Here is a 21,028-nt window from a genome sequence, read left to right as displayed (position 1 = left end):
ACCACGTCCGGCGCGCCAGCCGGACGCGGCGGCGCGGCGCCGGGCGAAGTCGGCCACGTCCCTGGGCGACCGGGTCCGACGAGCACGAGGAAGCCCCCGTGGCCGGGAACGCCCAGGGGCGGCGGGAGAGTAACCACGAGGTCCCGGAGGACCGGGCCCGTGGTGGTCCGCCCGCGATGACGAGACTCCGCGCGATCGGCCGACGGGCGGCGCGGGAGAGAGCCACCGTCCGCGAGGCGCGCCCCCACCGGCCACCGGGTCGCTCCATCAGCGGCGGCACGCCGAGACGGCCGGAACTCGGCCGGTTCGCGTCCGCTCCGGTTCCCGTCCGATGGCGCGGGGAGACCGGCGCAGCGGCCCCTGTCGCGGACCTTGGTGGATCGCCTCGGCCAGCGGACGACCGTATCGGGATCAGAGTCGCCGGGACGTGTGTCCGCGACCGATCCCCGGGCGCGCCCGTGCCGGAGGACGGCGTCGAGCGGGTCGGCCCGCCGCTTCCGCTGGTCACAGGAGGACCGTGGCCAGGGGCACCATGCCCCCATGGAGGGGCCAGGCTCATGAGGGTGCCGACGAGGCAGCCGTTCCCAGTCAACCTCTGACCTGTTGCCCGCCTTGAGGTTTACCCGGCGCCGTTCATTCATTCGAGTGACTGACGCGGAACCCTCCCCGGGGTGATCTTGACGAGGTGAGCATGTGTTCGACACCTCGTCACCATCCTTTTCACAGAAGGCGGCCACAGCCATGTCTGCAGACGGAACCACGAATGTCTTCTTCGCGTTCGACGACAGTGACCTCGCGAGGATCGACGCGATCCGTGAGGCGCTGCTCGACCCGTCGCCGCGCCGGATCGGCCGTCTGGACCAGTGGGGCCTGGCCGACGACTACGAGATCTACGCGGAGACCGCCCGGTACGCGGAGGTCTCGCTCACCATGGCGGACGGCACGGTCCTGGACGCGTCGCTGAGCGTCCCCAAGGACCTCGCCCCCGGACAGCGCCTCCCCACGGTCGTGCTGCCCGCCCCGCTGACCGGCATCGGACACCGGGCCTACCTCGGGATGCTCGCCCGCTGGACGCGAGGCGGCTATGCCGTCCTGGCCTACAGCCAGCGCGGTCTGGCCAAGTCCACGGGCGAGATCCACGTCGCCGGACCGCAGGACGTCGCCGACGCCACCGAGGTCATCGACTGGCTGGTCCGGCAGGACGCGGTCGACGCGGACCGGATCGGGTTCTTCGGCGCCTCGTACGGCGCCGGTACGAGCCTGCTCGCGGCTGCGCGGGATCCGCGGATCAAGGCCGTCGCGGGCACCAGCGCCTGGGCCGACCTCTTCGCCTCGCTCTACGAGAACGGCACCCGCCACCTCGCCGCCTTCGAGGCACTCGTGAAGCTGTTCGGCGAGGACCGGTGCTCGCCGGAGTTCCGCGAGGTCATCCAGAAGATCCGTGCCGACACCATCGACGACGAGGTCAGGGACTTCGCCCGGGTCCGCTCCCCCAGGACCTACCTGGACCGGTACAACGACGCCGGCACGGCCGTCCTGCTGACCACCGCCTGGCACGAGACCATCTTCTCGGTGCCCGCCGTCATCGACTTCCACAACAGCCTGACCGGCCCCAAGCAGCTCCTCGTCCAGGTCGGCGACCACGGCAACAGCGAACTCCCGGGCCTGGTCGGCCTCACCGCCAAGCCCACCGACATGGCCTACCGGTGGATGGACCACCACCTCGGCGGCACGGCCGGTGACGGGGAGACTCCGCGGCACGACATCCGCACGGAGGCGATGTTCCAGCCCCTCTCCGATTTCCGCCACGCCACCTGGAGCGACTACGCCCTGCCCAAGAAGCGGTTCCACCTCACCGACGCCGCCGACGGGCGGAGCGACGGGCAGCTGGCCGAGGGCGCGCCGCAGGCGGGCTGGACCCGCTCGGTGAAGGCCACCGGCAAGGGCACCGACATCGTCGTCGCCCCCAAGCTCGTCCAGACCGGCCTGTCCGAGCGCCTGGGACTGCCCCACTCCTACAGGACCGCCGAGATCGACCGCGGTCTCGCGGCGGTCTTCACCACCGCGCCGCTCCAGCGTGCCTCGCTCGTCCAGGGCGACCTGGAACTGCGGGTGACGGTGACGCCGCAGCGGGCGGACGCCACGATCGTCGCCTATCTGCTGGAGCACAACCCGGGCACCAACAGGGCGAACATCATCACCCATGCCCCATACACCTTCACCGCCGAGCAGGTCGGGAAGGCCACCACCGTGACCTTCCCGCTCCAGCCCGCCCACTACCCCGTGCAGAAGGGACGCCAGCTGCAGCTGGTCATCGACACCCACGACCCCTTCTTCGCCTACGACACCACCACCACCCCGGTGTCCACCATCGACATCACCTCCCCGAAGGGCACCGAGTCCTACCTCGACATCCCCCTCCACCCCACCAGCTGACCACCGCTCCGGTCCCGGGCCCGGGACCGGAGCGCGCGGGCGGCGGACGGGGGCGCCACTGTCTCGGCCCTGTCCGTCAGCCGTCCGCCTTCCGGGCCAGGCGGGCTTCGGTGAGGATGTCGACCAGCTGGCGGGTGCGTTCCATGGCCTGGTTCATGTGCGTTCCGGTGGAGGCCACCATGCCCCACCGGTTCGGTACGCAGGCGATGGCCTCGGCCCGTGCGGTGCCGGGGACGGAGGTCAGGACCGCCGCGCGCGTCTCGGCGAGGGTGGCGGTGCTCGTGGGCCGGTAGACGCGGGTGGCGGTGTAGCGCTCGGGAGCCCGCTCGGCGGTGATCTGTTCGTGGAAGGCCCGGAGCAGTTCGGCGCCGTGGGAGGAGAAGTTGAAGTCGATCGCTCTGGTCAGGACACGGTCGCCGAACACTCCGCCCACGCGGCCGACGGCGAAGTCGACGCCGCCGGTCACCAGTCCGCCGTGGCTGCCGTCGACGGCGCTGGCCTCGCTGAGGAAGGCGGCGTGGATGTCGTGCATGGCCCGGAGCATGTCGTCGTACAGATCGACGGCGAGTCCGCACCGTTCCCATTCGGGGCGGTCGATGTAGGCGTTGCCCTCCCAGGAGTAGCGGTCCAGGATCTGGAGGGTGAGGCCGGGGGCGATCTCGCCGTTGCGGATGTGCCCCGAGGGGGCCACGGGGCATCGCGTCCGGGCTCCTGGGACGGTGATGTAGTCCACGGCGGCTTCCAGCAGGTAGTCGTCGCCGTGCCGATGGGCATCCGTGGCGGCTGTGCGCAGGAGTGCGGTGTCCTGGAGGTCGACGGGGCCGACGATGCGGGCACCGCTGCCGGACTGGCTGGGCTTGAGGAAGGCGTGGGCGAGGCCGTAGCGGCGGCGCAGGAGTGCGGCGGCGCGCACCGTGTCCTCGACGAACTGTTCAGCGGGCGCGTCGGTGCGCGCCATGGTGTATCCGGGGAGGACGGGGATGGCCATGCCCACCCGGCGGTAGCCCTCGCTGAGGCGCTGCTCCGCGGTCAGGAGTTCGTCCGGGGTCATCCCGGTCGCGGACAGTGATCCGGCGTCGTCGACGAGGGGGTGGATGTGCCCTTTGCGGTTCCAGTCGATGGACACCACGTGGTTGTTGGCGTCGATCCTCATGCTCTCCAGTCCGGTGCGCCGCAGCAGCCAGAGCAGGAAGATCTGCATCTCCCGGTCCAGCGCGTACGTGCGCACGATCGCGTCGGGGCGGGCCCGGACCCAGTCGATGATGCGGGCCAGCGGTACGTCCGTGGCGCCTTCCGTGTGCCGGACCGCCGCTTGGAGCAGTGCTTGGTAGAGGTAGTAGTGCTCCAGGTCCCCCAGGTCGACCGAGTCGATGCCGAAGACCCGTACGGACTCCTTCCAGGGGGCCGTGCGCCCGACGGTCAGGTCCCCTGGGCGGGCGAGGAAGACCGCGCGTGCCTCCAGGTAGGTGGCGCAGTCGTAGGGGGTCCGCCCGGCCGCGAGGTCGCTGACGTCGGCGTCGAATCCCTTGGTGGCGCGGGTGGCGGAGTGGAGGATGAGGGCGGGCGCGTCACCGCCGTCGGCGCGGTACGGCAGCAGCCGGCGGGAGGTCTGCTCGGCGACCTCGCTCGGCGAGAGGCCCAGGAGGCGTTCGCTGTGGTCCGCGAAGTCGCCGTCGTACACGAGGGGGCCGGTGCCGAAGCCCTCCCAGGCGAGCTCGGTGCCGTCCGGCAGACGGACGGTGGTGGACGGTGTCATGGTGGATTCCACGGTCAGCTCCCTAGAGCCTGGCGGGGCGCCCCGGGTCTCGGTCGGCGCTCGTCCCCCCGCTAACGAGACGGTGGGTGACCGCGTTGCGATCATGGCGCGCACGCCGTCGTCCGGATCTGGCGTCGCCTGCGGGAAATGGGGCAGGGCGACGTCGTCCTCGGGTTCGCGGCAGCAGGAGGTCAGCGGCAGTACGGCCCCCGCGTCACGGACGAGCGCTTCGGTGAGGTCGATGTCGATGTGGCCGTGGTCCCGCTCGTGTCCACGGTGGTGAAGGCGCCGCCTGTCGGCTTGTGGTGCGTGGTCCGCCGTCGGACGAGAGCCGAACCGCCCGCCGCTCTCACGGTTCACCAGGTGCGTGAGGGACTGCGGACCGGTCCTGGGCCTTGTACCGCGGGACCGGCCACGCGACCCGCCACCCGTTGGGCCCATGACGTCCGGTGGAAGGGTTGGCGCCGTTTTCTGCCGCCATGGGCGAGTTGATGATGGTTTCATCATTGTTGGGCCTGCGATAGTGGGGGCCGACGGCCGTCCTCGGTACCCGGCGTCGTCTGGAGGAGCCGTATGCGTGTCCTGTGCACCGCGACGGGCGCGCCGTCGCACGGCCGGGCCCTGCTGCCTCTGGTCCGGGCGCTGGCCGGGGACGGGCACGAGGTCACGGTGGTCGCCACCGAGGCCATCGCGCCGCTCCTCTCCGGCACTGACGGCATCGGTCTCCGTACGTCGATGCCGGTGCTCCCGCGACTGCGGGCGCCCGGGAGGGCGTCGGCCCCCGGAGACATGACGGCACGGTTCCGCGTGCGCGTCGCGCAGCTCACCGGCCCCTACGCGCTGGAGGTCCTCGACGTCCTGCGCGGTGTCGCGCGGGAGCGACGCCCCGATGTCGTCCTGCGCCACGGAATGGACCTGGGCTCCTGCCTCCTCGCGGAGGAGCTGGGCGTTCCGCATCTGCCCGTTCCCTGCGGTTTCGTCAACCTGGCCGACCCCGTGGCGATGCTCCCGGCACTGAACGGACTGCGGGCCGAGGTCGGGCTGCCCGCGCGAGACGACCCCGCGTCCCTCTACCCGTACGGGCGGCTGGACTACGTCCCTCCGGAGTACTCCTTCGCCGGTTCCCCGATCCCCGTCCTCGCCTACCGGCAGAGCACACCGGTGGAGACCACGGCCCTGCCCTCCTGGGTCGCCCGGCTCCCGTCCGGCCCGCCGCTGGTGTTCGCCTCCGTGGGGACCTCCCTGCCGGTGATCCGCAACGGGTCGCCCGACGGGCACATGCCCGAAGGTCTCACCGATCCCGCCACACAGTTGCGCACCATCATCGCCGCACTGTCCCAGCTGGATGTCGTCGCGGTCGTCGCGACGGCCGGCATCGACCTCGGCGGCGTCGAACCCGGCCCGAACGTCCACCTCATCGACCGCGTCGCGCAGCCGTTGCTGCTGGAGTGCGCCGATCTCCTGGTGACCCACGGCGGGTACAACAGCGTCAGCGAAGCCCTGCGCACCGCCACGCCCATGGTCGTCGTTCCCAACTTCGCCGACCAGCCGCACAACGCCCGTCGCGTCCAGGAAATCGGCCTCGGCCGCTCCCTCACCGACCCGACCCCCCACGCGCTCGCCGCGATGTGCCGGGACCTCCTCGACGACGCCGCCACGGCCGCGCGACTGCGCGCCGCCCGCCTCGCCGTCCTCGCCCTGCCCGACATCACGCGCGCCCCCGCCGACTTGGCGGACATCGTCGCCGCCGCCGGGCAGAGCGGAGCCGAATCCAGCGCCATGAACTGGTGGGCGACGGAGGACGTGCCGCCGAGTGCGACTTCGGCGCCGGTCTCCCGCGTCGAGGGCGGATAGCCCTGGCGGCTGACCCCGCGCTCGATGGTCGAGCACGGGCCCCACTCGTACGATTCCGGCCTCCGAGCAGGCGGGTGCCCGTGACCCGCCCGCCCGCCCGCGAGTGAACGCGGGGCGGGACGGGCGGGTCGTCGATGCGATGAGGCTGTCGGCCGGTAGGTCGTCGTGTCCCGTCGTCCCCACCGAAGGGTGTCCCCATGCGTCGTCCCCTCATGGCGGTCGCGCTGCTCACCGCGACCGTCGCCCTCACGTCCGCGAGCGCGGGCCTCGCCGACGCGCAGGTCGGAGAGATCGTCACCTGGGAGCAGTGCGTAGAGGGGGGCGGCCAGGTGCTCGTACCACCTTCGAGAAGATCGGCCTCTGCCTGGGCGGGACCCACAACGGCATGGGCGTCCCTGGACACCGGCGTCGCCAAGATGAGCCGGGTCTGACAGCGCCCCCTGGCCCGTCCCGCCCGGCGCACCAGCGCCGGAGGGTCGGCCCCGCCGGGGAGGCACCGGTGGTTCCGTCGGCGGCGTCAACTCCGGTGCGGGCCCTCTACGGCGGGGGCCGCGGGTCAGCCACAGGTCGAGGACGCGGTGGAGCGGCTTCCGGAGCCGTCGGAGAAGGTGACCGTGGCACGGGCCCTCCGGAAGGCGGCGATGACGGTTCTCCGGGGCGCGGCGCTCGCGCGCACCGAGGAGCCGTACTCCTGGAGCATCAACAAGATCGCGGAGTTCGGCGGTGTCACGCCGAAGTACGCCCGCGACGTGAAGAACGCGGCGCACGACCCGTCGCCACCGCGATCTCGCGTAGGGGCAGACCCGGGGACGAGTAGGGCTCTTCGCCGTGGGAACTGGGCGTGTATTGGGCGTGTATTGGTAGCGCTGGGCGGGCCGGAGATCGCGACGGTGCTGCGGGGCGGCGTCCGGGAGGAACAGTTCCGCGTAGCCCTCCTGGCCGTCCCACGGGATTCCCCGGGTCGTGGTCTTCCCGACGGAAGCCGAGGACACCGGCGACCCTCCTCACCGGACCCCGCCCGGTGGGCATTCCGGTGTCGTGTCTCTGAGTCCGGACGGGTCCGTGCGGGACCGGTGCAGGGGCCGTTCAGCGGGCGTAGTCGACCTCGGGGAAGGCGGGGGTGGGGCCGTCGAGGAGCCGCCCCCGGTCGCGGAGGTGGAGGTCGAAGAAGGCTCGTGGGTAGGCGCGTTGGAAGGCCTGTGCCCGGTGTCGGGGAATGGTCCCGACCTCTTCCTCCAGATCGTGTGGTGACATGCCCAGGAGAGGGGCGAGCAGCGGCAGGATCAGCGCGTCGTCGCCGAACGCCTGGTGCGCGGCTCCCCGTACGGTCAGACGCAGGCGCCAGCCGCGCAGGTGCGACCAGAACGCGCGCAGGGCGGGGCTGCTGTCCATGCCGCCCTTGCCCGGGGTGTCCACGACCAGGAACGGGCGGTCGAGTCCGGCGTCCACCACCGGGCCCGCCGCACCTCCGTCCAGGCTCGCTCCCACCGTGATCCGCCCGTCGGTGAGCATCGTCGCGGCGGTGGTGGCGCCGCCCAGGGAGTGGCCGAGCATCCCGACGCGCCGCAGGTCGAGCGCTCCGCGCAGGCCTGCGGGCAGGGGGGTGCGGCAGACGCCGGGGTGGCCGCCCGAGCGGAGGACGGCGAGCCGGTCCAGGACGAAGCGGATGTCGGCGGTACGGACCGCGAGGGCTTTGGCGTAGTCGCTGATCCCGCCCGCCGGATTCGTCTCGACGCGTCCGCCGGGGAACTCGACCGCCGCCGCGTCGTAGGTGTGGTCGACGGTGACCACCAGGAAGCCGTGGCTGGCGAGGTCTTCCACGACGCCGGTGCCGAACGACCGTGACGCGTTGGCGCCGGGCGAGTAGAGCACGACGGGCAGGGGGCTCGGTGGGCCGCCGACGGGAGCGCCCTCGTGGCCGTGGGTGTGTCCCAGTCGTACGCGGCCGGGAGGCAGTCCGAGGAGGCTCAGGTAGCGGTCGGCCGCCGCCGGAGGCATCCAGGGGGCGGCGGGGCGGGCCGTCCCGCCGCGGGCGGGGTACCAGATGCTGATCATCAGCTCACGGCAGGGGCGGGAGGGCACCCAGGGGTCCGGGCGCGCGGTGTCGGCCAGGTGCAGCGAGACCGTACCCAGCGGGTACGGTCCGTTCGGGGCGGGCAGTTGGAACCGTACGGGTTCCTCCTGCCGGGGTCGCGCGACGGCCGCCGTCGCGAGCGGGCCCGGGATCAGCGGCCCCGGGATCATGGCGGCGGCCAGGCCGACGCACGAGGACAGAAGTGTTCTCCGGTTCATGCGTTCCACTGTTCCGTCCGACGAGCCCGGCGGCTTCGCCCCTGGGGAGGAACCCGGTGTCAGCCCAGGAGGGTACGACGGGCGTCAGCCGCGCGGATGACTCAGCCCGCGAGATGACGTCCTCCGGGCTGACCGGCCCCGGGGCGCCGCTTGGATAGCGTGGTCGGCATGGACGACGGGGAGTCACGGCCGCTGGTGGCCAGACGTCTGCGGGACGGACAGTGGCAGGGCGTGGACACGGTCGCGGCCGTCCTCCTCGCCCTGGTGTTCGGCGCGAGCGAGACGCGGAACGGTGGCTGGGGCGCGGCAGCCGTGGCGGCGGTGGTCTGGCTGCCGGTCGCGGTACGGCGCAGACGGCCCGTCCCGGTGCTGTACACGGTCCTGGGCGGAGCGGTCTGCGCCATGGCGTCCACCGGATGGGAGGAGTCGTGGGTCCCCGTCGGGGCCGCCCTGTACACGGTGGCGGCGCGGGAGCCTCGGCGCCGGTCCGCGACGGCGCTCGGCTGCTCGCTGGGCGCCGTAGCGGCGGCCATGGTCTTCGTACCGCGACCGGTCCCGGCCTCCGAGGTCGCGTGGGGCGTCGTCTTCGCGTCTTTGATGATGACCCTGCCGTGGCTGGTCGGCACCGCGCTGAGGGAGCAGCGGTCGTACGCGGAGCTGGCCGCCCGGCAGGCCGTGACGGAGGAGCGCCTGCGGATCGCCCGGGAGCTCCACGACGTGGTGGCCCATCATCTGACCGTCATCACGGTACGGGCCGAGGTCGCCCGTGCGGTGGCCTCCACCAGCCCTCGGGAGGCCGAGCGGACCCTCGCGCTGGTCGGGACCGCGGGCCGGACGGCGCTCACCGAGATGCGCCGGATGCTCGGCGTGCTGCGGTCACCCGGTGAGGGAGCCGAGTTGGGCTCTGCCCCCGGTCTGGCGGACCTGCCCGCGCTCGCGGACGGCGCGGGCCCGCGCGTGGAACTGTCCGTCGACCCGGATCCACCGCTCCCCCCGGGGGTGGAACTGGCGGTCTACCGGATCGTTCAGGAGGCCCTCACCAATGTCGTCAGGCACGCGGGATCGGCGGACTGCCGGGTGAACCTGTCCCGGACGGGTCCCGAAGCGGTCGAGATCGAGGTCGTCAACGACGCGCCGGCCCGGCTCCCGTCCCGGCGTCCCGGCGGCGGGCACGGACTCGTCGGGATGCGGGAGCGGGCGGCCATGTGCGGCGGGACCCTCTCCGCCGGTCCCCTGGCGACGGGCGGTTTCCGGGTGCACGCGCGGCTGCCCTGCGGACCGGGGACAGCACGGTGAACCGGCCGGTCCGGGTCCTCATCGCCGATGACCAGGCGCTGTTGCGGACGGGCTTCCGGCTGCTCATCGAGAGCGTGCCGGACCTCACCGTCGCGGGCGAGGCCGTCAGCGGCGACCAGGCCGTCGAACTCGCGCTGCGGCTGCGGCCCGACGTCGTGCTGATGGACATCCGGATGCCGGGCACGGACGGCCTGGAGGCCACCCGGCGCATCTGCGCGGACCCGGCCGCCGTCGGCACCCGTGTGCTGGTGCTCACCACGTTCGACCTGGACGAGTACGTGTACGCGGCGCTCCGCGGCGGGGCCAGCGGATTCCTCCTGAAGGACATCCTCCCCGCCGATCTGCTGACCGCCTTGCGGGTGGTCGCCTCCGGCGACGCCCTGCTCGCGCCCGCGGTCACCCGCCGTCTGATCCGCGAGTTCGCCGGACTCCACGAGCCGCGCCCGCGACTCGCCCGGGAGCTGGCGGGCGTGACCCCACGGGAACGGGAAGTCCTCCGCTTGGTGGCCCGGGGCCTGCCCAACCTCGGGATCGCCGAGCATCTCGGGCTGAGCGTCGCGACCGTCAAGACACATGTGCGGCGACTGCTGGCCAAGCTTCACGCCCATGACCGGGCCCAACTGGTCGTCATCGCCTACGAGACGGGCCTGGTCACCGCAGGTGACAACCCCCCGTCCACCAGCTGACGCCTCCCCGGCCGGGACGATCGACCTGAAGGGACACCCGCGGCGCCCGAATGTGCCGCCGTGACGGTGTACGTGCCGGGCGAGGGAGCCGCCTGGGCGGGCGCGGCAGGGCCAGCAGCAGACCGGCGGCTGTGGCCAGAGCCGCGAGAGTACGCGTGCGCACGAGGAGAACCTCCTGAGAACCGGCAGCGGGCACCGCGACGGGACACCAGCCGCGTTGACGGGTGGGGGGACCGTATGCCGAACCCTCCCCGCGGACGATCCCTCCCACGGTTGAGGAACGCCGGATGGGGTTGACGACCCGGGTGGGCGGCCGAGCCCACACCACAGCCCCGTTCGCGCAGGCCGGGGCCCAAGGAGCCGGCATGGCCGGATCACCGAGGTCGGCCGCCACGCCCGCTCCACCCGGCCAGGCGGAGCGGGAAGAGGGGGCACATGGAGCGGGGACGGCATGAGGGCTGTCAGATTCCCATTTTGCCGGTGATCCAGGTGCGGTGGGCGGCGACGTTGGTATAGACGGACGGGTACGCGCCGCCGCATGTGGTGGTGCCCCAGCTGACGATGCCGACCACCCGGCCGTTCTGGGCGAGCGGGCCGCCGCTGTCGCCCTCGCATCCCGAGACGGGAGGGGTCCTGTCCAGGGTGCAGAGGTGGCCGGCGTTGATGTTCCGGCCCAGCCAGCGCAATCGGCATTCGGCCAGGGTGAGGAGGGTGACGGTGGCGTGCTGGAGCGTGTTCGGCTTCTCGCCGTTGCCGCTGAGCCGGCCCCAGCCGGTGAGTGTCGCGCCGCCTGTGGGGTAGGCGGGCGGGTCCGGGAGGGCGATCGGCTGGATCTGCGGGGTGTAGACGAGGGGGTTGCTCAGTTTGAGCACCCCGATGTCGTTCGGGCTGCCTGCGGCGTTGCCGTTGTGGTTCTCGGGAGGAGTACTTCCGGCGCATGGCCCAGCTCCCCGCATCATCAGACGTCCCTCAGAAACCTCGCTCCCCGGGCGGCGTCCCCTCGCACCTCTCCGGTTGGGTGTCGCACTCCGCGAAGCTCGCTCGAGCAGAGGTGACGATCGCGACCAGCAGACCGGCGAGCAGGACGAGGTAGAGGACCCGCCATGGCCAGGCCATCCGATCAGGGCCCCGCAGCAGCCTGATGCCCAGGAGCACCATGATCATCAGGGCGAACAGGAGCAGCACCACCAGAACATCCAGCACGGCATCACTCTATGAGTGCACCGGCCAAGTGAGACAGCCCCTCGCACAGCAACTCCCCTCTGGGTAAGCGGAGTTGCTTTAACCCGCCGGCCATGGAACCCCGGCGGCCCCCGCCCGGGAGCAGGCGGGGGCCGCCGGAGTCATGCGTTCCACCGCCCTGAACCCGACCGTCGGCCTGCTCAACACCCCCGGGGCTGCCACCACCCCGCCCGGTGCGAGCGGTTCGGGGCCAGGTGCCGATGCCCTGGTAGCCGGGCCGGAGCCCACACCGTCACGCCTGGGACCGGGCCGGCGCCCCCGGGGCGGCCGTTGCCCGGCACCGGTCCGCACGGACTGATAGGGAGAAAGGTCGTGCGGCCAGAATCCGGGCCCGACGGCCTTCGAGTACGGGGCAGTTCTTTATGAGGCCTGGCGATCCGGTCTCCAGTGGCGGTTTTCCGGTCATGTCCGGTGTTTGCGGCAGCGGGCACGGTACCCGCTCCGTGAGGGTTGTCCTGGTTCCCGCCGTACCCGGCGCTCTCGTATCCGGGTCGGCGGGGCCGTACGGGACCGTGCCGGTGGTCGTCGGGGCCGTCGTGTTCCGCCGCCGGTCTGCGGGCCCGTGGGGAGAGGGGACAACCATGCAGCCGATCACACGGCCGAGACCCCCGCGCACTCGGTTGCGCCGCCGGATCTCGGCCGCCGCCGCGGTCCTGCTGACCGCGACCGGTCTGGTCGCTCTGACCGGACCGTCCGCACAGGCGGTGCAACCGGGCCACACCACCGCCTACATCACCAACAGCAACGGCCAGACCGTCTCGGCCGTCGACACCTCGACCGGGGCCGTGACCGCGTCCATCCCGGTCGGCGGCTACGCCCAGGACGTGGCGGTCAACACCGCGGGAACCACCGTGTACGCGGCGACCGGGTTCGCGAACGCCGTCGCGGTGATCGACACCGCCACCAACACCGTCACCGCCACCGTCCCGCTCGCGGGCATCCCCACAGGAATCGCGCTGAACCCCGCGGGCACCGCCGCGTACGTCACCGACACCACCGCGCACGCCGTGGAGGTCATCGACACCGCCACCAACACCCTCACCGCGACCATCCCCGTGGCGGGCGGCCTCCAGGGCATCGCCTTCAACCCGGCCGGGACCACCGCGTACGTCGCCGCGTCCGGGCCGAACCGGCTGGTCGTCATCGACACCGCCACCGCCACCGTGACCACGAGCATCCCCATGCCGGCCGTCGCATACGGCGCCGTCGTCGATCCGGCGGGCTCCGCCGTCTACGTCGCCACCGCCGGTGCGGGCATCACCAAGGTCGACACCGCCACCAACACCGTCACCGCGACCATCCCCGCCGCCGTCAACACCACCAGCGTGGCCCTCAGCCCCAACGGCAGCACCCTCTACGGCGGCAGCCCGCTCAGCAGCGGCGTCCACGTCGTCGACACCGCCACCGCCACCCTCACCACGACCGTCGGCGGCCTCGGCAACGCCCAGGATGTCGCCGTCAACTCCACCGGCACCACCGTCTACGTCACCGACACGGTCAACGCGGCCGCCAGCGTCCCCGGGTTCCTCTACGCCATCGACACCGCCACCAACACCGCCACCACCGCCGCGAGCGGGCTGAGCAGCCCCCGCAAACTCACCCTGCGCACCATCCCCGCCCCCGAGATCACCGGCCTCTCGCCGACCAGCGGAACCACCACCGGCGGAACCCCCGTGACCATCACCGGAACGGACCTGAACGGCGCCACCGCCATCACCTTCGGCGGGACCCCCGCCACTGGCGTCACCTGCACGGCGACCTCCTGCACCGCCACAGCCCCCGCCCACGCGGCCGGCACGGTCGACGTCAGGGTCACCACCCCCGGCGGCACCAGCTCGATCACACCGGCCGGTGAGTTCACCTACATCGCCCCGACCGCCGACATCGACGTCGTTGTCTCCGCAGAGCCCCACCTGGGCATCCTGGTGCCCTACCTCACCTACACCCTCACCGCCCGCGACACCGGACCCGACGCAGTCACCTCGGCCACCGTCACCGCCTCCCTGCCGCCCGGCGCGACCGCCACCAACCTCTCCCCCGGCTGCACCGTCTCCTCCGGTACGGTCACCTGCGTCTACGGCGCGATCACGAACGGCGGGTCCGTGGACAAGAAGTTCCGCGTCCCGCTCCACCTGCTCTCCCTCGGCCACGTCACGGTCACCGGCACCCGGACCGCGTCCGCCCCGGCCGACCCCAACCCGGCCAACGACACCGCATCCGTCACCTGCACCGTCGTCTCCGTCATCCTCACCACCTGCCCCTGAACCACCATGAGCCCGCGGCCGGCCGGAACACCAGCCGACCGCGGGCCCGCCCGCCGCAACCGAACCCACGTCCTGTCCGCCTGCTGCGCGCTGCGCGTCCGCGCCCTGCCGGCGGCCGGCCCGGCGCGGGCGCGGCGGCCGGTGTTCGGCGAGATCCGTGAGGGTCTTCGCCACTGCGCGAACGACCCCGTCCTGCGGCCCTTGTTCGTGACGCTGACGGCCACCGGCGTCGGCGGGACTCTCACCGCCACCCTGCTGTCGTATCGCTTGCTGACCGCGGTGCGGGTGGGCACGACCGGGCTGGGGGTGATCATGGCGGCGGGCAGTCTCGGCGGTCTCACCGGCGCCCTGATCGCGCCGCGGCTCACCGGCCGCTACGGCTCAGGCGCCGCCCTGGCCTTCGGGTTCCTTGCCTACGCCCTGATGCAGATTCCACCGCTCCTCGCCGCACCCGGCCCCGCCTGGCTCCTCGTGCTCACCCTCTCCAGCTACGGCCACTTCGCCGCAGCCACGTGCGTGGGAACCACCCAGCGCACCGTGCAGATGTGGAACTGCCCTCCCCCTCTGCGGCCCAGGTCCAGCAGACCGGACTGTGGCTGATCGAAGGCGGCCGGCCCTTCGCGGCCCTCGCGGCCGGCGCCCTCGCCACCCTCACCAACGTCCGCACCGTCATGCTCACCAGCGTCCTCGTCCTCCTCCTGTCCGCCACCGCGCTCCGGCGCTCCCCCGTCCGCCACCTGACAACCAGAGACGAAGGAGACCTCCGGTGAACCGGCCGTCACCGCACCTGCTCAAGTGGGTCCAGCGCGGTGACCAGCGCGTCCACTACCCGGCGCTCCTCGGCGGCGACACCAACAGCCGTGACCGGTGCCCGCAGCGCACGGTGCACGCTTGCCATGGTCCATCCCCCCCTACTCGCGCGCATCGCCACTCCTGTGTGTCGCCCTTCCCCCGAGGTGTGTCCGGCGGGCTACGTCTGGTTTCGGGAGCGTCTCACCGATCCGGGGCGGCGTCGGTGGCGGCGCAGGCCAGGTCGAAGGTGTCCAGGGGCGTGGTCTCCAGGCCGCGGTCGGCGAGGATCCGGGCGAGGACCGGAAAGGCGGTGATGCTCAGGGCGACGGCGACGAACAGGGTGAACGGCAGCCGCCCGACGCCGTCGGGGGCGAAGTGCGGGTAGAGGGCGGCGGCCAGGGCTGCGCCGAGAGCCATGGGGAGCAGGCGTCCGGTGAGGCTGACCGCGGCGACGGCGCCGCGGGTGGTGCGCAGGCTGCGCAGGTCGAGTTCGGTGTCCGGGGCGATCGCCAGGACGTTGGCCTGGACGGCGCGCTTCCGCGCTGGTGACACCGATGAGTTCGAAGTGCTGCTCGAACCAGTCCAGTTCGGCGGGCGGGAAGACGGCGCGGTGGATGAGGGCGGTGCCGGGCGCGACAATGGTGAAGTGGTCGTCGAGGTGGACGATGCCGCGAGTGGCGAAGCGGACCGGGCGGACCTCGCGGTCGACGCCGTGGTGGGCCAGTGCCCGCTGTAGCGCCCCCACGCCGACGGGGAGGTCTCCTCGGCGAGGCAGACCATGACGAGAGGGAACGCGGGCTCTCCAGTCGCGATAGCCGAATCCATGCTGCGGCAGCGCTGAAAGCACGTGGCGCGTGTCCGTGAGCATCCCCTCGGAATGTCTGGATCCTGTCTGGGATGCCGTCGTTCCTTTCCAAGCCGCCCCGGAAACGGCGGCCGACATCGTGCTGAAGCACCTGGCCAAGGTCGACATCATCTCGAGCTCGAAGGCTGAGGACTATCTGCGACTCCCCGGGCCGCGGGCAGTTGACCGGGCGGAGCAGATCCTTGCTGATCTTCATACTCGCGCCCGCGAGCAGAGGGAGGACAAAGATCGGCCAGGGCAGGCTGCCGAGCCGATCGAAGGCAATGAGCACGGGGCAGAACCTCCGCTGACCCTGTGGTGACGGTCGAGATCGCCGCCGTCGACGGGGTGTTCGGAGAGTTCCAATACCCGACTCCACCATTAGGCCCCTCCCGTACCGACATGCTCGATGTGCTGGAGATGGAGAAGGGCCTGGCCCTGGCTGAGACGCTCGCCGACGTCGGCGAACGCATCGCCACCAGCGAGAGGGTCAGCGGACCGGCCGCCGACCGCTACCGCGCCGCAGCCGCCGAGTTCTGCGACCGCTACGTCGGCACCTACCTCGGCAAGCGGGAGCCGCGCGCGCTGGTCGCCAACCCCCGCCTCCGGGTCTACGAGGACCCGAAAGCCTTCCTGACCTGCAACCACGACGCGTTCACCGCCCTGTGCACCCCGGACCGCGACCGGGTACGCGACGGCGGCCGCAGCATCCCGGACCACTCCCGCTGCCATCCGGCATACGCGAACATCAGCCGCACCAACAGCCAGATCACCCTGCTGCAAGCCGAGGTCACGCGGATCGACGCCAGCCACCGAAGCCGGCCTGGCCCCCTACCCCATCGCGGCCCGCGAACAGCAGCGCCGAGCGCACCCACAAGCACACCAGACTGAAGGACCTCTCCTACGCCCTGATCAAAGCCCGCGATCCCCTCCCGGAGACGGCCTCCGAAGCCACGCGGGCGCGCGCGGCCAAGCAGCAGCAGGACTTGGCGCGCGTCCGCGCCGAACGCGACGACCTGCGCACCCAGACCCAGCTCATGGCCCGGATCATCCAGGTCCTGGAGATCGAGAACCACCGGCTCAAGGAGAGGACTCTCACCCTGGAGAGGCAGCTGGCCGACCTCGCGGGAGTCCTGGACCTCACCCGACGTCGCCGGCCTTGAGGATCCTGTATGCGGGTGGCCCTTGGCCTGGTCAGCAGCCGATGGCGGCGTCCCCGCGGAAGGCTCCGGCCACGACGGGGATCAGTTGCCGTTCGATCCGTTCGGCGGGCATGACGGCAAGTTCGGCGCCGATGGGCGCCAGCGCGAGCCAGTTCAGGAGGCCGGCCGCGCATCGGGTGCGGAAGATCAGTTCCTGCTCGTCGACACCGGGAAGGTTCGCCGTCAGCACTCGGAGTACTTCCCGGCGGCTGTGGTCGAACTTGCCGTTCAGCCGCTCCCAGGCCTGGGGCGGATCTATGCCGACGCGCGCCACGGTCCGGATCATGGCCAGGTCCTGCCCACCGGCCGCCAGCGCACGCATCATCGGCCGGGCGAAGGCTGCCGCCACCTCCCGCAGTGTCGCCGTGGGCCCGAGCGAGCCGAGCGCCAGGATCTGGGCGTCCAGATACCGCTCCAGGGCATGTTCGATCGCAGCGTCACACAGCGCCTTCAGGGACCCGAAATGGTAGCTGACCGCGGCGACGTTGGCTCCGGCGCGATCGGTGATCTCGCGGAGCGTCACGCCGTCCTGCCCTCGTTGCGCGAGCACCTCCAGAGCTGCCGCTTGCAGACCGTCCCGCGTGCGCTGACCGGCCTCCCGGCGCAGGTCCGCCTTGCCCGCCTTCTTCGCACTCACCATGCAATGCATTCAATCAGGCGTTTGAGCATATCGTCAACGCTCGCCCCGCAGGTCAGGTCACGCCTGTTCGGCCGCGACCCCATGCGAGCTGGGCGTCCGGGTCGCCACTAAGGGGTGCCGTCATGGACTCACCTCAGCCTTTCGGCGCGCCCGCCCCGCGCTCCGACGGCTGCGCGGCCAAAGAATTCAAGCAAAGGCTTGACGGCGTGCTTCGCCGCTCAGTAACCTTAAGCGAGCGTTTGATTGAATAAGGTGAGGCCGTCGTGTGGAGGGCCTCGGAACCTGTCACTCACTGAAGGAAGCCGACATGAAGCTGATCAGCCGAAAGTCGATCACCGCCGCGACCGCGGTAGCCGTCCTGGGTGGGCTCTCCATCGCTGCGGTGCCTTCACAGGCCGCACCCCCCGCCCGAAGCGCAGCCGCGACTGCGGACCTGACCGAGCGCCAGCTGGCGGGGCTGCCGCTCACCGACCGCCACCTGACCGAGCGTGAGAGGCGCAACCTCGCGGTCGTCCTGCGCGCCTACTACTCGGCCGAGGGCAGTCACATGGACATCCCGACGTTCGTCAACAGCTTCGCCGAGGACGGCGTCTTCAACGACATGGTCACCGGCGTGTCCTACCGGGGCGAGACGCTCGCCACCGTCCTGCCCTACATGAAGGGCCTGTTCTCCGACGTCCACCGCGACCTCAAGCGGATCACCGTGAACGGTGACGTGATCAGCATCGAGTTGTCCATCCAGGGCACCTTCGACGGGCAGCTGCCGACGCCGGCGGGCGTCGTCAGGGGCAACGGCCACAAGGTCGACGCCCCGACCGCCGACTTCTGGTATCTGAAGAACGGCAAGGTCGAGGCGTTCAACTGCTTCGTCGGGTACTCGAAGATGTACTCCGACATGGGCGTGGACTTCAACTGGGCCTCGGCGGTCGACAAGCACTGAACCCCTCCACCCGGGATTCCCGGCAGGGTTGGCCGGGCATCCCCGCCAGGCTTGACGGCCAGCCCGCCGTCGCAACCATGTGCCGTCCGGCCTTCCTTTGGAGATCAGGCATGGGCGCCGCGCTGACGGGCGAGCCGCATCGAGCAGGTCACCGGGCCGCTCGTCGGCGAAGCGCCGGGAGCGCGGCCGATGCTGCGGGCCCCGCTCCTCAACGAGGGGGCGGCGTTCGGGAACGGCATCGGCCGATCCCGCCCCGCCCCATCAGCTTCACTGCACAACCAACCACACAGGAGGCACCGGCATGACGACCCGGCTCGGAATCGGCCTTCCGCAGAATCGGCAGTACGACATCGGCAAGGACGTCCCCGACGTGGCACGGTCCGCCGAGGACATCGGATACGACAGCGTCTGGGTGTACGAGCGGGCCCTGTTCCCCGAACCCCAGACCCAGCCTCTGTACGGCATTCCGGGCCTGCCCTGGCCCGACGACTACCGGGGCGTGGCCGAGCCGCTGGTCACGCTGACACTCGCGGCAGCGGTCACCGAGCGGGTCGAGCTGGGCACGGCAGTCCTCGTGGCGCCGCTGCACATCCCCTTCCAGCTGGCCAAGTCCCTGGCCACCTTGGACGCTGCGAGCGGGGGACGGGTGGTCGCGGGCCTTGGCACCGGCTGGTCCCTCGACGAGTACGCGGCCGCCGGTGTCCGCCCGTTCGAGGAACGCGGCAAGGTCCTGGACGAGGTGCTCGAGGTGTGTCGGGCGGTGTGGGGACCGGACCCGGTGGTCTACGAGAACGGTCGGATCACGAAGATCGCCTCGGCCATGGTCGGGCCGAAGCCGGCCCGGCCGGTCCCGATCCTGGTCCCTGCGAACACCCCGCGGGCGATGCGCCGGCTCGTCGACCACGCCGACGGCTGGCTGCCCTACGCCGACGGCCCCGATCAGGTAGCGGCCCGCTGGCGCGAGCTGCAGGACCTCGCAGCCGAGCGGGCCCGCACCTGTCCGCTGCGGACGGTGGTGCGCGTGAACCCGGACTACACGCCCAAACGGTACGAGGGTTGGGACCGCCGGCCCTTCCAGGGCGATGTCGAACAGATCGTGAACGACCTGATGGAGTACGCCGAGATCGGCCTCGACGAGTTCCTCGTCGACCTCTCGTGGGCGGCACGGGACGCGCAGGAACTGAAGGGCGTGGCCGCCGAGGTGTACTCGGCAGCCCGTGCAGCCGGCCTCTGAGCGGTTCCTCAAGGGGGCTGTGCCCGGAGACGTCCCCGGCCCGCGCCGACCGGACATCCTCAGTCCCTTCCTCACAAGGCGGAGATCTTCCACGTCATCGCGCAGCGGCGGTCAGACGGCCACGGTGGTTTCGGTCACGAGAGCCCCTTCTCGAACGGACAGCACCGGTCCACGACTTCGGGTTCTGGCTCGCTTTCCGTAAAGTGCGCCAGAAGCCGGAGTCATGAACCAGACCAATGATTTACGAGTCAGTGGACAGCCGCCCTGACGCGTCGGTCACCTTGGAGACTTCTGCGCATTCAGCGTCACTCATGAGACATCCGCGGTGAGGTGAGCCGCGCATGTTGCCCGATGCTTAGGGCTTGGTGCTCACCCGGCCTGGCTGCGGTGCTGGAAGGCCCGTCGGTAGGCGGTGGGTGTCGTGCCCACCGCGTCGCGGAAGCGGGCGCGCAGGTTGGTCCCGCTACCCAGCCCGCAGCGCTGCGCGACCTGCTCCACTTGCAGGTCGGTCGTCTCCAGCAGCTCCCGCGCCTGGTCCAGACGCGCCTTCAACAGCCACTGGTGGGCGCTGACCCCCGTCTCCTGGCGCCACTGGCGTGTCAGCGTCCGTGCGGATACGCCCGCGCACGCGGCAAGCTGAGGAAGTGTCAGATCCTCCTGCAGGTGGGCGAGTGCCCACTCGCGCGTGCTGGCCAAGGTCGCGGCGACCGGCGTGGGCAGGCTGCGCGCGATGTACTGTGCCTGCCCGCCGTCGCGGTGCGGTGCGGCGACGATCTCCCGGGCGACCTCGTTGGCGACCGCGGCGCCCAGGTCCTTGCGGACGATGTGCAGGCACAGGTCGATACCAGCGGTGACACCCGCGGACGTCAGGATGGCGCCGTTGTCGATATAGAGGACGTTGCGGTCCACCCGCAGCCGTGGATACAGCTCCTCCAGCGCGTCGGCGCTTGCCCAGTGCGTCGCGACGGTCCGGCCGTCGAGCAGCCCCGCCGAGGCCACCGCGAATGCACCCGTGCAGATCGACGCGATCCGGATGCCTGCGCGGCCTGCCAGCTTCAACGCCGCCCGCACCCGCGGGTGCGGCGGCCGCCGGAAGTCCTGGAAGCCGGGCACGATGATCGTGTCGGCCTCGGCGAGCGCCTCCAGGCCAGCCGACAGTCCCAGCGTGAACCCGGCGCTGGTCGTGACCACCTGCTCGTCGTCCCCGCACACCGTCACCTCGTAGGGAGTGCGCGGGCCGCTCTTGAAGATCTGCGTGGGAATCCCGAGATCGATCGGCAGCACGCCGTCGAGAGCCAGTACTGCCACACGGTGTCTGCCCATGGCCTGAATAGTACGCCCGTAATCAGTTGACGCACTCGTGCCTGGGTTCCGAAGCCACAGGTGCGGCATGGGGCCCGCTATTTCTGCGTTCTCAGACGGATGCGGTCGCGGCCGAATCACTCGCAAGGCCCCTGCCAGTGTGGCCCGAAAATTATGGAAGGTGCCAAACGAGCCGTGGCCGGTGCGTACGAACGCGGGGCACGATCGGAGGCGAAACGTGGGCCTGC

23 protein-coding genes and 1 pseudogene are annotated in these 21,028 nt (G+C 71.4%); 14 read left to right on the top strand and 10 right to left on the bottom strand.

Features of this window, described 5'->3' with window-relative positions; all coding sequences use genetic code 11:
• The first annotated feature begins 741 nt into the window (after positions 1–741).
• Positions 742–2,436: an alpha/beta fold hydrolase gene (locus ACFXGN_RS23165; protein ID WP_384862297.1), complete on the top strand. Its 1,695-nt coding sequence runs from the start codon at positions 742–744 to the stop codon at positions 2,434–2,436.
• A gap of 76 nt (positions 2,437–2,512) precedes the next feature.
• On the opposite strand, the gene ACFXGN_RS23160 is transcribed toward ACFXGN_RS23165, so the two are convergent.
• A complete protein-coding gene (locus ACFXGN_RS23160) occupies positions 2,513–4,204 on the bottom strand; it encodes a hypothetical protein (protein ID WP_384862294.1) in 1,692 nt (563 codons plus the stop codon).
• 561 nt (positions 4,205–4,765) lie between these two features.
• Between ACFXGN_RS23160 and ACFXGN_RS23155 the strand changes: the two genes are divergently transcribed.
• Entirely contained in the window at positions 4,766–6,046 is a 1,281-nt protein-coding gene (locus ACFXGN_RS23155) for a glycosyltransferase (RefSeq protein WP_384862292.1), read from the top strand.
• On the opposite strand, the pseudogene ACFXGN_RS23150 reads toward ACFXGN_RS23155, so the two are convergent.
• Positions 6,016–6,327, bottom strand: a pseudogene (locus ACFXGN_RS23150) (hypothetical protein); the annotation flags it as partial. The gene ACFXGN_RS23155 and the pseudogene ACFXGN_RS23150 overlap by 31 nt on opposite strands.
• On the opposite strand from ACFXGN_RS23150, the gene ACFXGN_RS23145 reads away from it, so the two are divergent.
• Entirely contained in the window at positions 6,244–6,477 is a 234-nt protein-coding gene (locus ACFXGN_RS23145) for a hypothetical protein (RefSeq protein WP_384862289.1), read from the top strand. The pseudogene ACFXGN_RS23150 and the gene ACFXGN_RS23145 sit on opposite strands and share 84 nt — an antisense overlap.
• A 125-nt stretch (positions 6,478–6,602) precedes the next feature.
• Here the strand turns inward: ACFXGN_RS23145 and ACFXGN_RS23140 are convergent, their stop codons facing one another.
• Together ACFXGN_RS23140 and ACFXGN_RS23135 are read right to left on the bottom strand one after the other, a co-directional pair.
• Positions 6,603–6,776, bottom strand: a complete 174-nt coding sequence (locus ACFXGN_RS23140) for a hypothetical protein (protein WP_384862287.1) — start codon at positions 6,774–6,776, stop codon at positions 6,603–6,605.
• 356 nt (positions 6,777–7,132) lie between these two features.
• Positions 7,133–8,338, bottom strand: a complete 1,206-nt coding sequence (locus tag ACFXGN_RS23135; RefSeq protein WP_384862286.1) for an alpha/beta hydrolase family protein — start codon at positions 8,336–8,338, stop codon at positions 7,133–7,135.
• Between the two features lie 168 nt (positions 8,339–8,506).
• Between ACFXGN_RS23135 and ACFXGN_RS23130 the strand changes: the two genes are divergently transcribed.
• Positions 8,507–9,634 carry a sensor histidine kinase gene (locus ACFXGN_RS23130; protein ID WP_384862283.1) on the top strand — a complete coding sequence of 376 codons (1,128 nt, stop codon included), beginning with the start codon at positions 8,507–8,509 and terminating at the stop codon, positions 9,632–9,634.
• A complete protein-coding gene (locus ACFXGN_RS23125) occupies positions 9,631–10,320 on the top strand; it encodes a response regulator (protein WP_384862280.1) in 690 nt (229 codons plus the stop codon). Before ACFXGN_RS23130 ends, ACFXGN_RS23125 begins: the two co-directional genes overlap by 4 nt.
• A gap of 461 nt (positions 10,321–10,781) precedes the next feature.
• On the opposite strand, the gene ACFXGN_RS23120 is transcribed toward ACFXGN_RS23125, so the two are convergent.
• The gene (locus tag ACFXGN_RS23120; protein ID WP_384862347.1) at positions 10,782–11,276 is read right to left on the bottom strand and encodes a serine protease; all 495 of its coding nucleotides are present in this window, start codon (positions 11,274–11,276) and stop codon (positions 10,782–10,784) included.
• Positions 11,277–11,289: 13 nt separating this feature from the next.
• Positions 11,290–11,523, bottom strand: coding sequence for a hypothetical protein (locus ACFXGN_RS23115; RefSeq protein WP_384862277.1), 234 nt, complete (start codon positions 11,521–11,523; stop codon positions 11,290–11,292).
• Between the two features lie 620 nt (positions 11,524–12,143).
• Here ACFXGN_RS23115 and ACFXGN_RS23110 point away from each other — a divergent pair.
• The 3 genes from ACFXGN_RS23110 to ACFXGN_RS23100 are packed head-to-tail and all read left to right on the top strand — an operon-like array spanning position 12,144 to position 14,596.
• Positions 12,144–13,826: an IPT/TIG domain-containing protein gene (locus ACFXGN_RS23110; protein WP_384862276.1), complete on the top strand. Its 1,683-nt coding sequence runs from the start codon at positions 12,144–12,146 to the stop codon at positions 13,824–13,826.
• Positions 13,827–13,832: 6 nt separating this feature from the next.
• The gene (locus ACFXGN_RS23105) at positions 13,833–14,426 is read left to right on the top strand and encodes a hypothetical protein (RefSeq protein WP_384862273.1); all 594 of its coding nucleotides are present in this window, start codon (positions 13,833–13,835) and stop codon (positions 14,424–14,426) included.
• Positions 14,372–14,596, top strand: a complete 225-nt coding sequence (locus ACFXGN_RS23100) for a hypothetical protein (RefSeq protein WP_384862270.1) — start codon at positions 14,372–14,374, stop codon at positions 14,594–14,596. Before ACFXGN_RS23105 ends, ACFXGN_RS23100 begins: the two co-directional genes overlap by 55 nt.
• A gap of 223 nt (positions 14,597–14,819) precedes the next feature.
• Here ACFXGN_RS23100 and ACFXGN_RS23095 read toward each other — a convergent pair whose 3' ends face one another.
• Positions 14,820–15,170 carry a hypothetical protein gene (locus ACFXGN_RS23095; protein ID WP_384862267.1) on the bottom strand — a complete coding sequence of 117 codons (351 nt, stop codon included), beginning with the start codon at positions 15,168–15,170 and terminating at the stop codon, positions 14,820–14,822.
• 13 nt (positions 15,171–15,183) lie between these two features.
• On the opposite strand from ACFXGN_RS23095, the gene ACFXGN_RS23090 reads away from it, so the two are divergent.
• The 4 genes from ACFXGN_RS23090 (at position 15,184) to ACFXGN_RS23075 (ending at position 16,625) form a co-directional block, all read left to right on the top strand.
• Positions 15,184–15,354, top strand: coding sequence for a hypothetical protein (locus ACFXGN_RS23090; protein ID WP_384862265.1), 171 nt, complete (start codon positions 15,184–15,186; stop codon positions 15,352–15,354).
• Between the two features lie 124 nt (positions 15,355–15,478).
• Positions 15,479–15,784, top strand: a complete 306-nt coding sequence (locus ACFXGN_RS23085; protein ID WP_384862262.1) for a hypothetical protein — start codon at positions 15,479–15,481, stop codon at positions 15,782–15,784.
• An 80-nt stretch (positions 15,785–15,864) separates the two neighbouring features.
• Positions 15,865–16,353 (top strand): hypothetical protein, encoded by a 489-nt coding sequence (locus ACFXGN_RS23080; protein WP_384862260.1) that lies wholly within the window; start codon positions 15,865–15,867, stop codon positions 16,351–16,353.
• A gap of 95 nt (positions 16,354–16,448) precedes the next feature.
• The gene (locus ACFXGN_RS23075; protein ID WP_384862258.1) at positions 16,449–16,625 is read left to right on the top strand and encodes a hypothetical protein; all 177 of its coding nucleotides are present in this window, start codon (positions 16,449–16,451) and stop codon (positions 16,623–16,625) included.
• Between the two features lie 31 nt (positions 16,626–16,656).
• Here ACFXGN_RS23075 and ACFXGN_RS23070 read toward each other — a convergent pair whose 3' ends face one another.
• Entirely contained in the window at positions 16,657–17,304 is a 648-nt protein-coding gene (locus tag ACFXGN_RS23070) for a TetR/AcrR family transcriptional regulator (protein WP_384862255.1), read from the bottom strand.
• Between the two features lie 307 nt (positions 17,305–17,611).
• Between ACFXGN_RS23070 and ACFXGN_RS23065 the strand changes: the two genes are divergently transcribed.
• Complete coding sequence (locus ACFXGN_RS23065) at positions 17,612–18,244, top strand: nuclear transport factor 2 family protein (RefSeq protein ID WP_384862252.1); 633 nt, start codon at positions 17,612–17,614, stop codon at positions 18,242–18,244.
• Between the two features lie 104 nt (positions 18,245–18,348).
• Here ACFXGN_RS23065 and ACFXGN_RS23060 read toward each other — a convergent pair whose 3' ends face one another.
• Positions 18,349–18,483, bottom strand: a complete 135-nt coding sequence (locus tag ACFXGN_RS23060; RefSeq protein ID WP_384862249.1) for a hypothetical protein — start codon at positions 18,481–18,483, stop codon at positions 18,349–18,351.
• A 62-nt stretch (positions 18,484–18,545) separates the two neighbouring features.
• Between ACFXGN_RS23060 and ACFXGN_RS23055 the strand changes: the two genes are divergently transcribed.
• Positions 18,546–19,478, top strand: a complete 933-nt coding sequence (locus tag ACFXGN_RS23055) for an LLM class F420-dependent oxidoreductase (RefSeq protein ID WP_384862246.1) — start codon at positions 18,546–18,548, stop codon at positions 19,476–19,478.
• A 369-nt stretch (positions 19,479–19,847) separates the two neighbouring features.
• Here ACFXGN_RS23055 and ACFXGN_RS23050 read toward each other — a convergent pair whose 3' ends face one another.
• A complete protein-coding gene (locus tag ACFXGN_RS23050; RefSeq protein WP_384862244.1) occupies positions 19,848–20,801 on the bottom strand; it encodes a GlxA family transcriptional regulator in 954 nt (317 codons plus the stop codon).
• Positions 20,802–21,028 lie beyond the last annotated feature (227 nt).

The sequence above is a fragment of the Streptomyces sp. NPDC059247 genome, assembly GCF_042754005.1.
Classification (GTDB): Bacteria; Actinomycetota; Actinomycetes; order Streptomycetales; family Streptomycetaceae; genus Streptomyces.
The sequence above is the reverse complement of the archived record's forward strand: the minus strand, read 5'-3'. Positions and strand labels throughout refer to the sequence as shown.

What these genes read in the sequence shown, in the direction of transcription:
- ACFXGN_RS23130 (WP_384862283.1), top strand. Translation starts at nt 8,507, where the DNA reads ATGGACGACGGGGAGTCACGGCCGCTGGTGGCCAGACGTCTGCGGGAC.
- ACFXGN_RS23065 (WP_384862252.1), top strand. Translation starts at nt 17,612, where the DNA reads ATGAAGCTGATCAGCCGAAAGTCGATCACCGCCGCGACCGCGGTAGCC.
- ACFXGN_RS23055 (WP_384862246.1), top strand. Translation starts at nt 18,546, where the DNA reads ATGACGACCCGGCTCGGAATCGGCCTTCCGCAGAATCGGCAGTACGAC.
- ACFXGN_RS23110 (WP_384862276.1), top strand. Translation starts at nt 12,144, where the DNA reads ATGCAGCCGATCACACGGCCGAGACCCCCGCGCACTCGGTTGCGCCGC.
- ACFXGN_RS23165 (WP_384862297.1), top strand. Translation starts at nt 742, where the DNA reads ATGTCTGCAGACGGAACCACGAATGTCTTCTTCGCGTTCGACGACAGT.
- ACFXGN_RS23155 (WP_384862292.1), top strand. Translation starts at nt 4,766, where the DNA reads ATGCGTGTCCTGTGCACCGCGACGGGCGCGCCGTCGCACGGCCGGGCC.
- ACFXGN_RS23135 (WP_384862286.1), bottom strand. Translation starts at nt 8,338, where the DNA reads ATGAACCGGAGAACACTTCTGTCCTCGTGCGTCGGCCTGGCCGCCGCC.
- ACFXGN_RS23060 (WP_384862249.1), bottom strand. Translation starts at nt 18,483, where the DNA reads ATGCCGTTCCCGAACGCCGCCCCCTCGTTGAGGAGCGGGGCCCGCAGC.
- ACFXGN_RS23145 (WP_384862289.1), top strand. Translation starts at nt 6,244, where the DNA reads ATGCGTCGTCCCCTCATGGCGGTCGCGCTGCTCACCGCGACCGTCGCC.
- ACFXGN_RS23080 (WP_384862260.1), top strand. Translation starts at nt 15,865, where the DNA reads ATGCTCGATGTGCTGGAGATGGAGAAGGGCCTGGCCCTGGCTGAGACG.
- ACFXGN_RS23120 (WP_384862347.1), bottom strand. Translation starts at nt 11,276, where the DNA reads ATGCGGGGAGCTGGGCCATGCGCCGGAAGTACTCCTCCCGAGAACCAC.
- ACFXGN_RS23070 (WP_384862255.1), bottom strand. Translation starts at nt 17,304, where the DNA reads ATGGTGAGTGCGAAGAAGGCGGGCAAGGCGGACCTGCGCCGGGAGGCC.
- ACFXGN_RS23050 (WP_384862244.1), bottom strand. Translation starts at nt 20,801, where the DNA reads ATGGGCAGACACCGTGTGGCAGTACTGGCTCTCGACGGCGTGCTGCCG.
- ACFXGN_RS23105 (WP_384862273.1), top strand. Translation starts at nt 13,833, where the DNA reads ATGAGCCCGCGGCCGGCCGGAACACCAGCCGACCGCGGGCCCGCCCGC.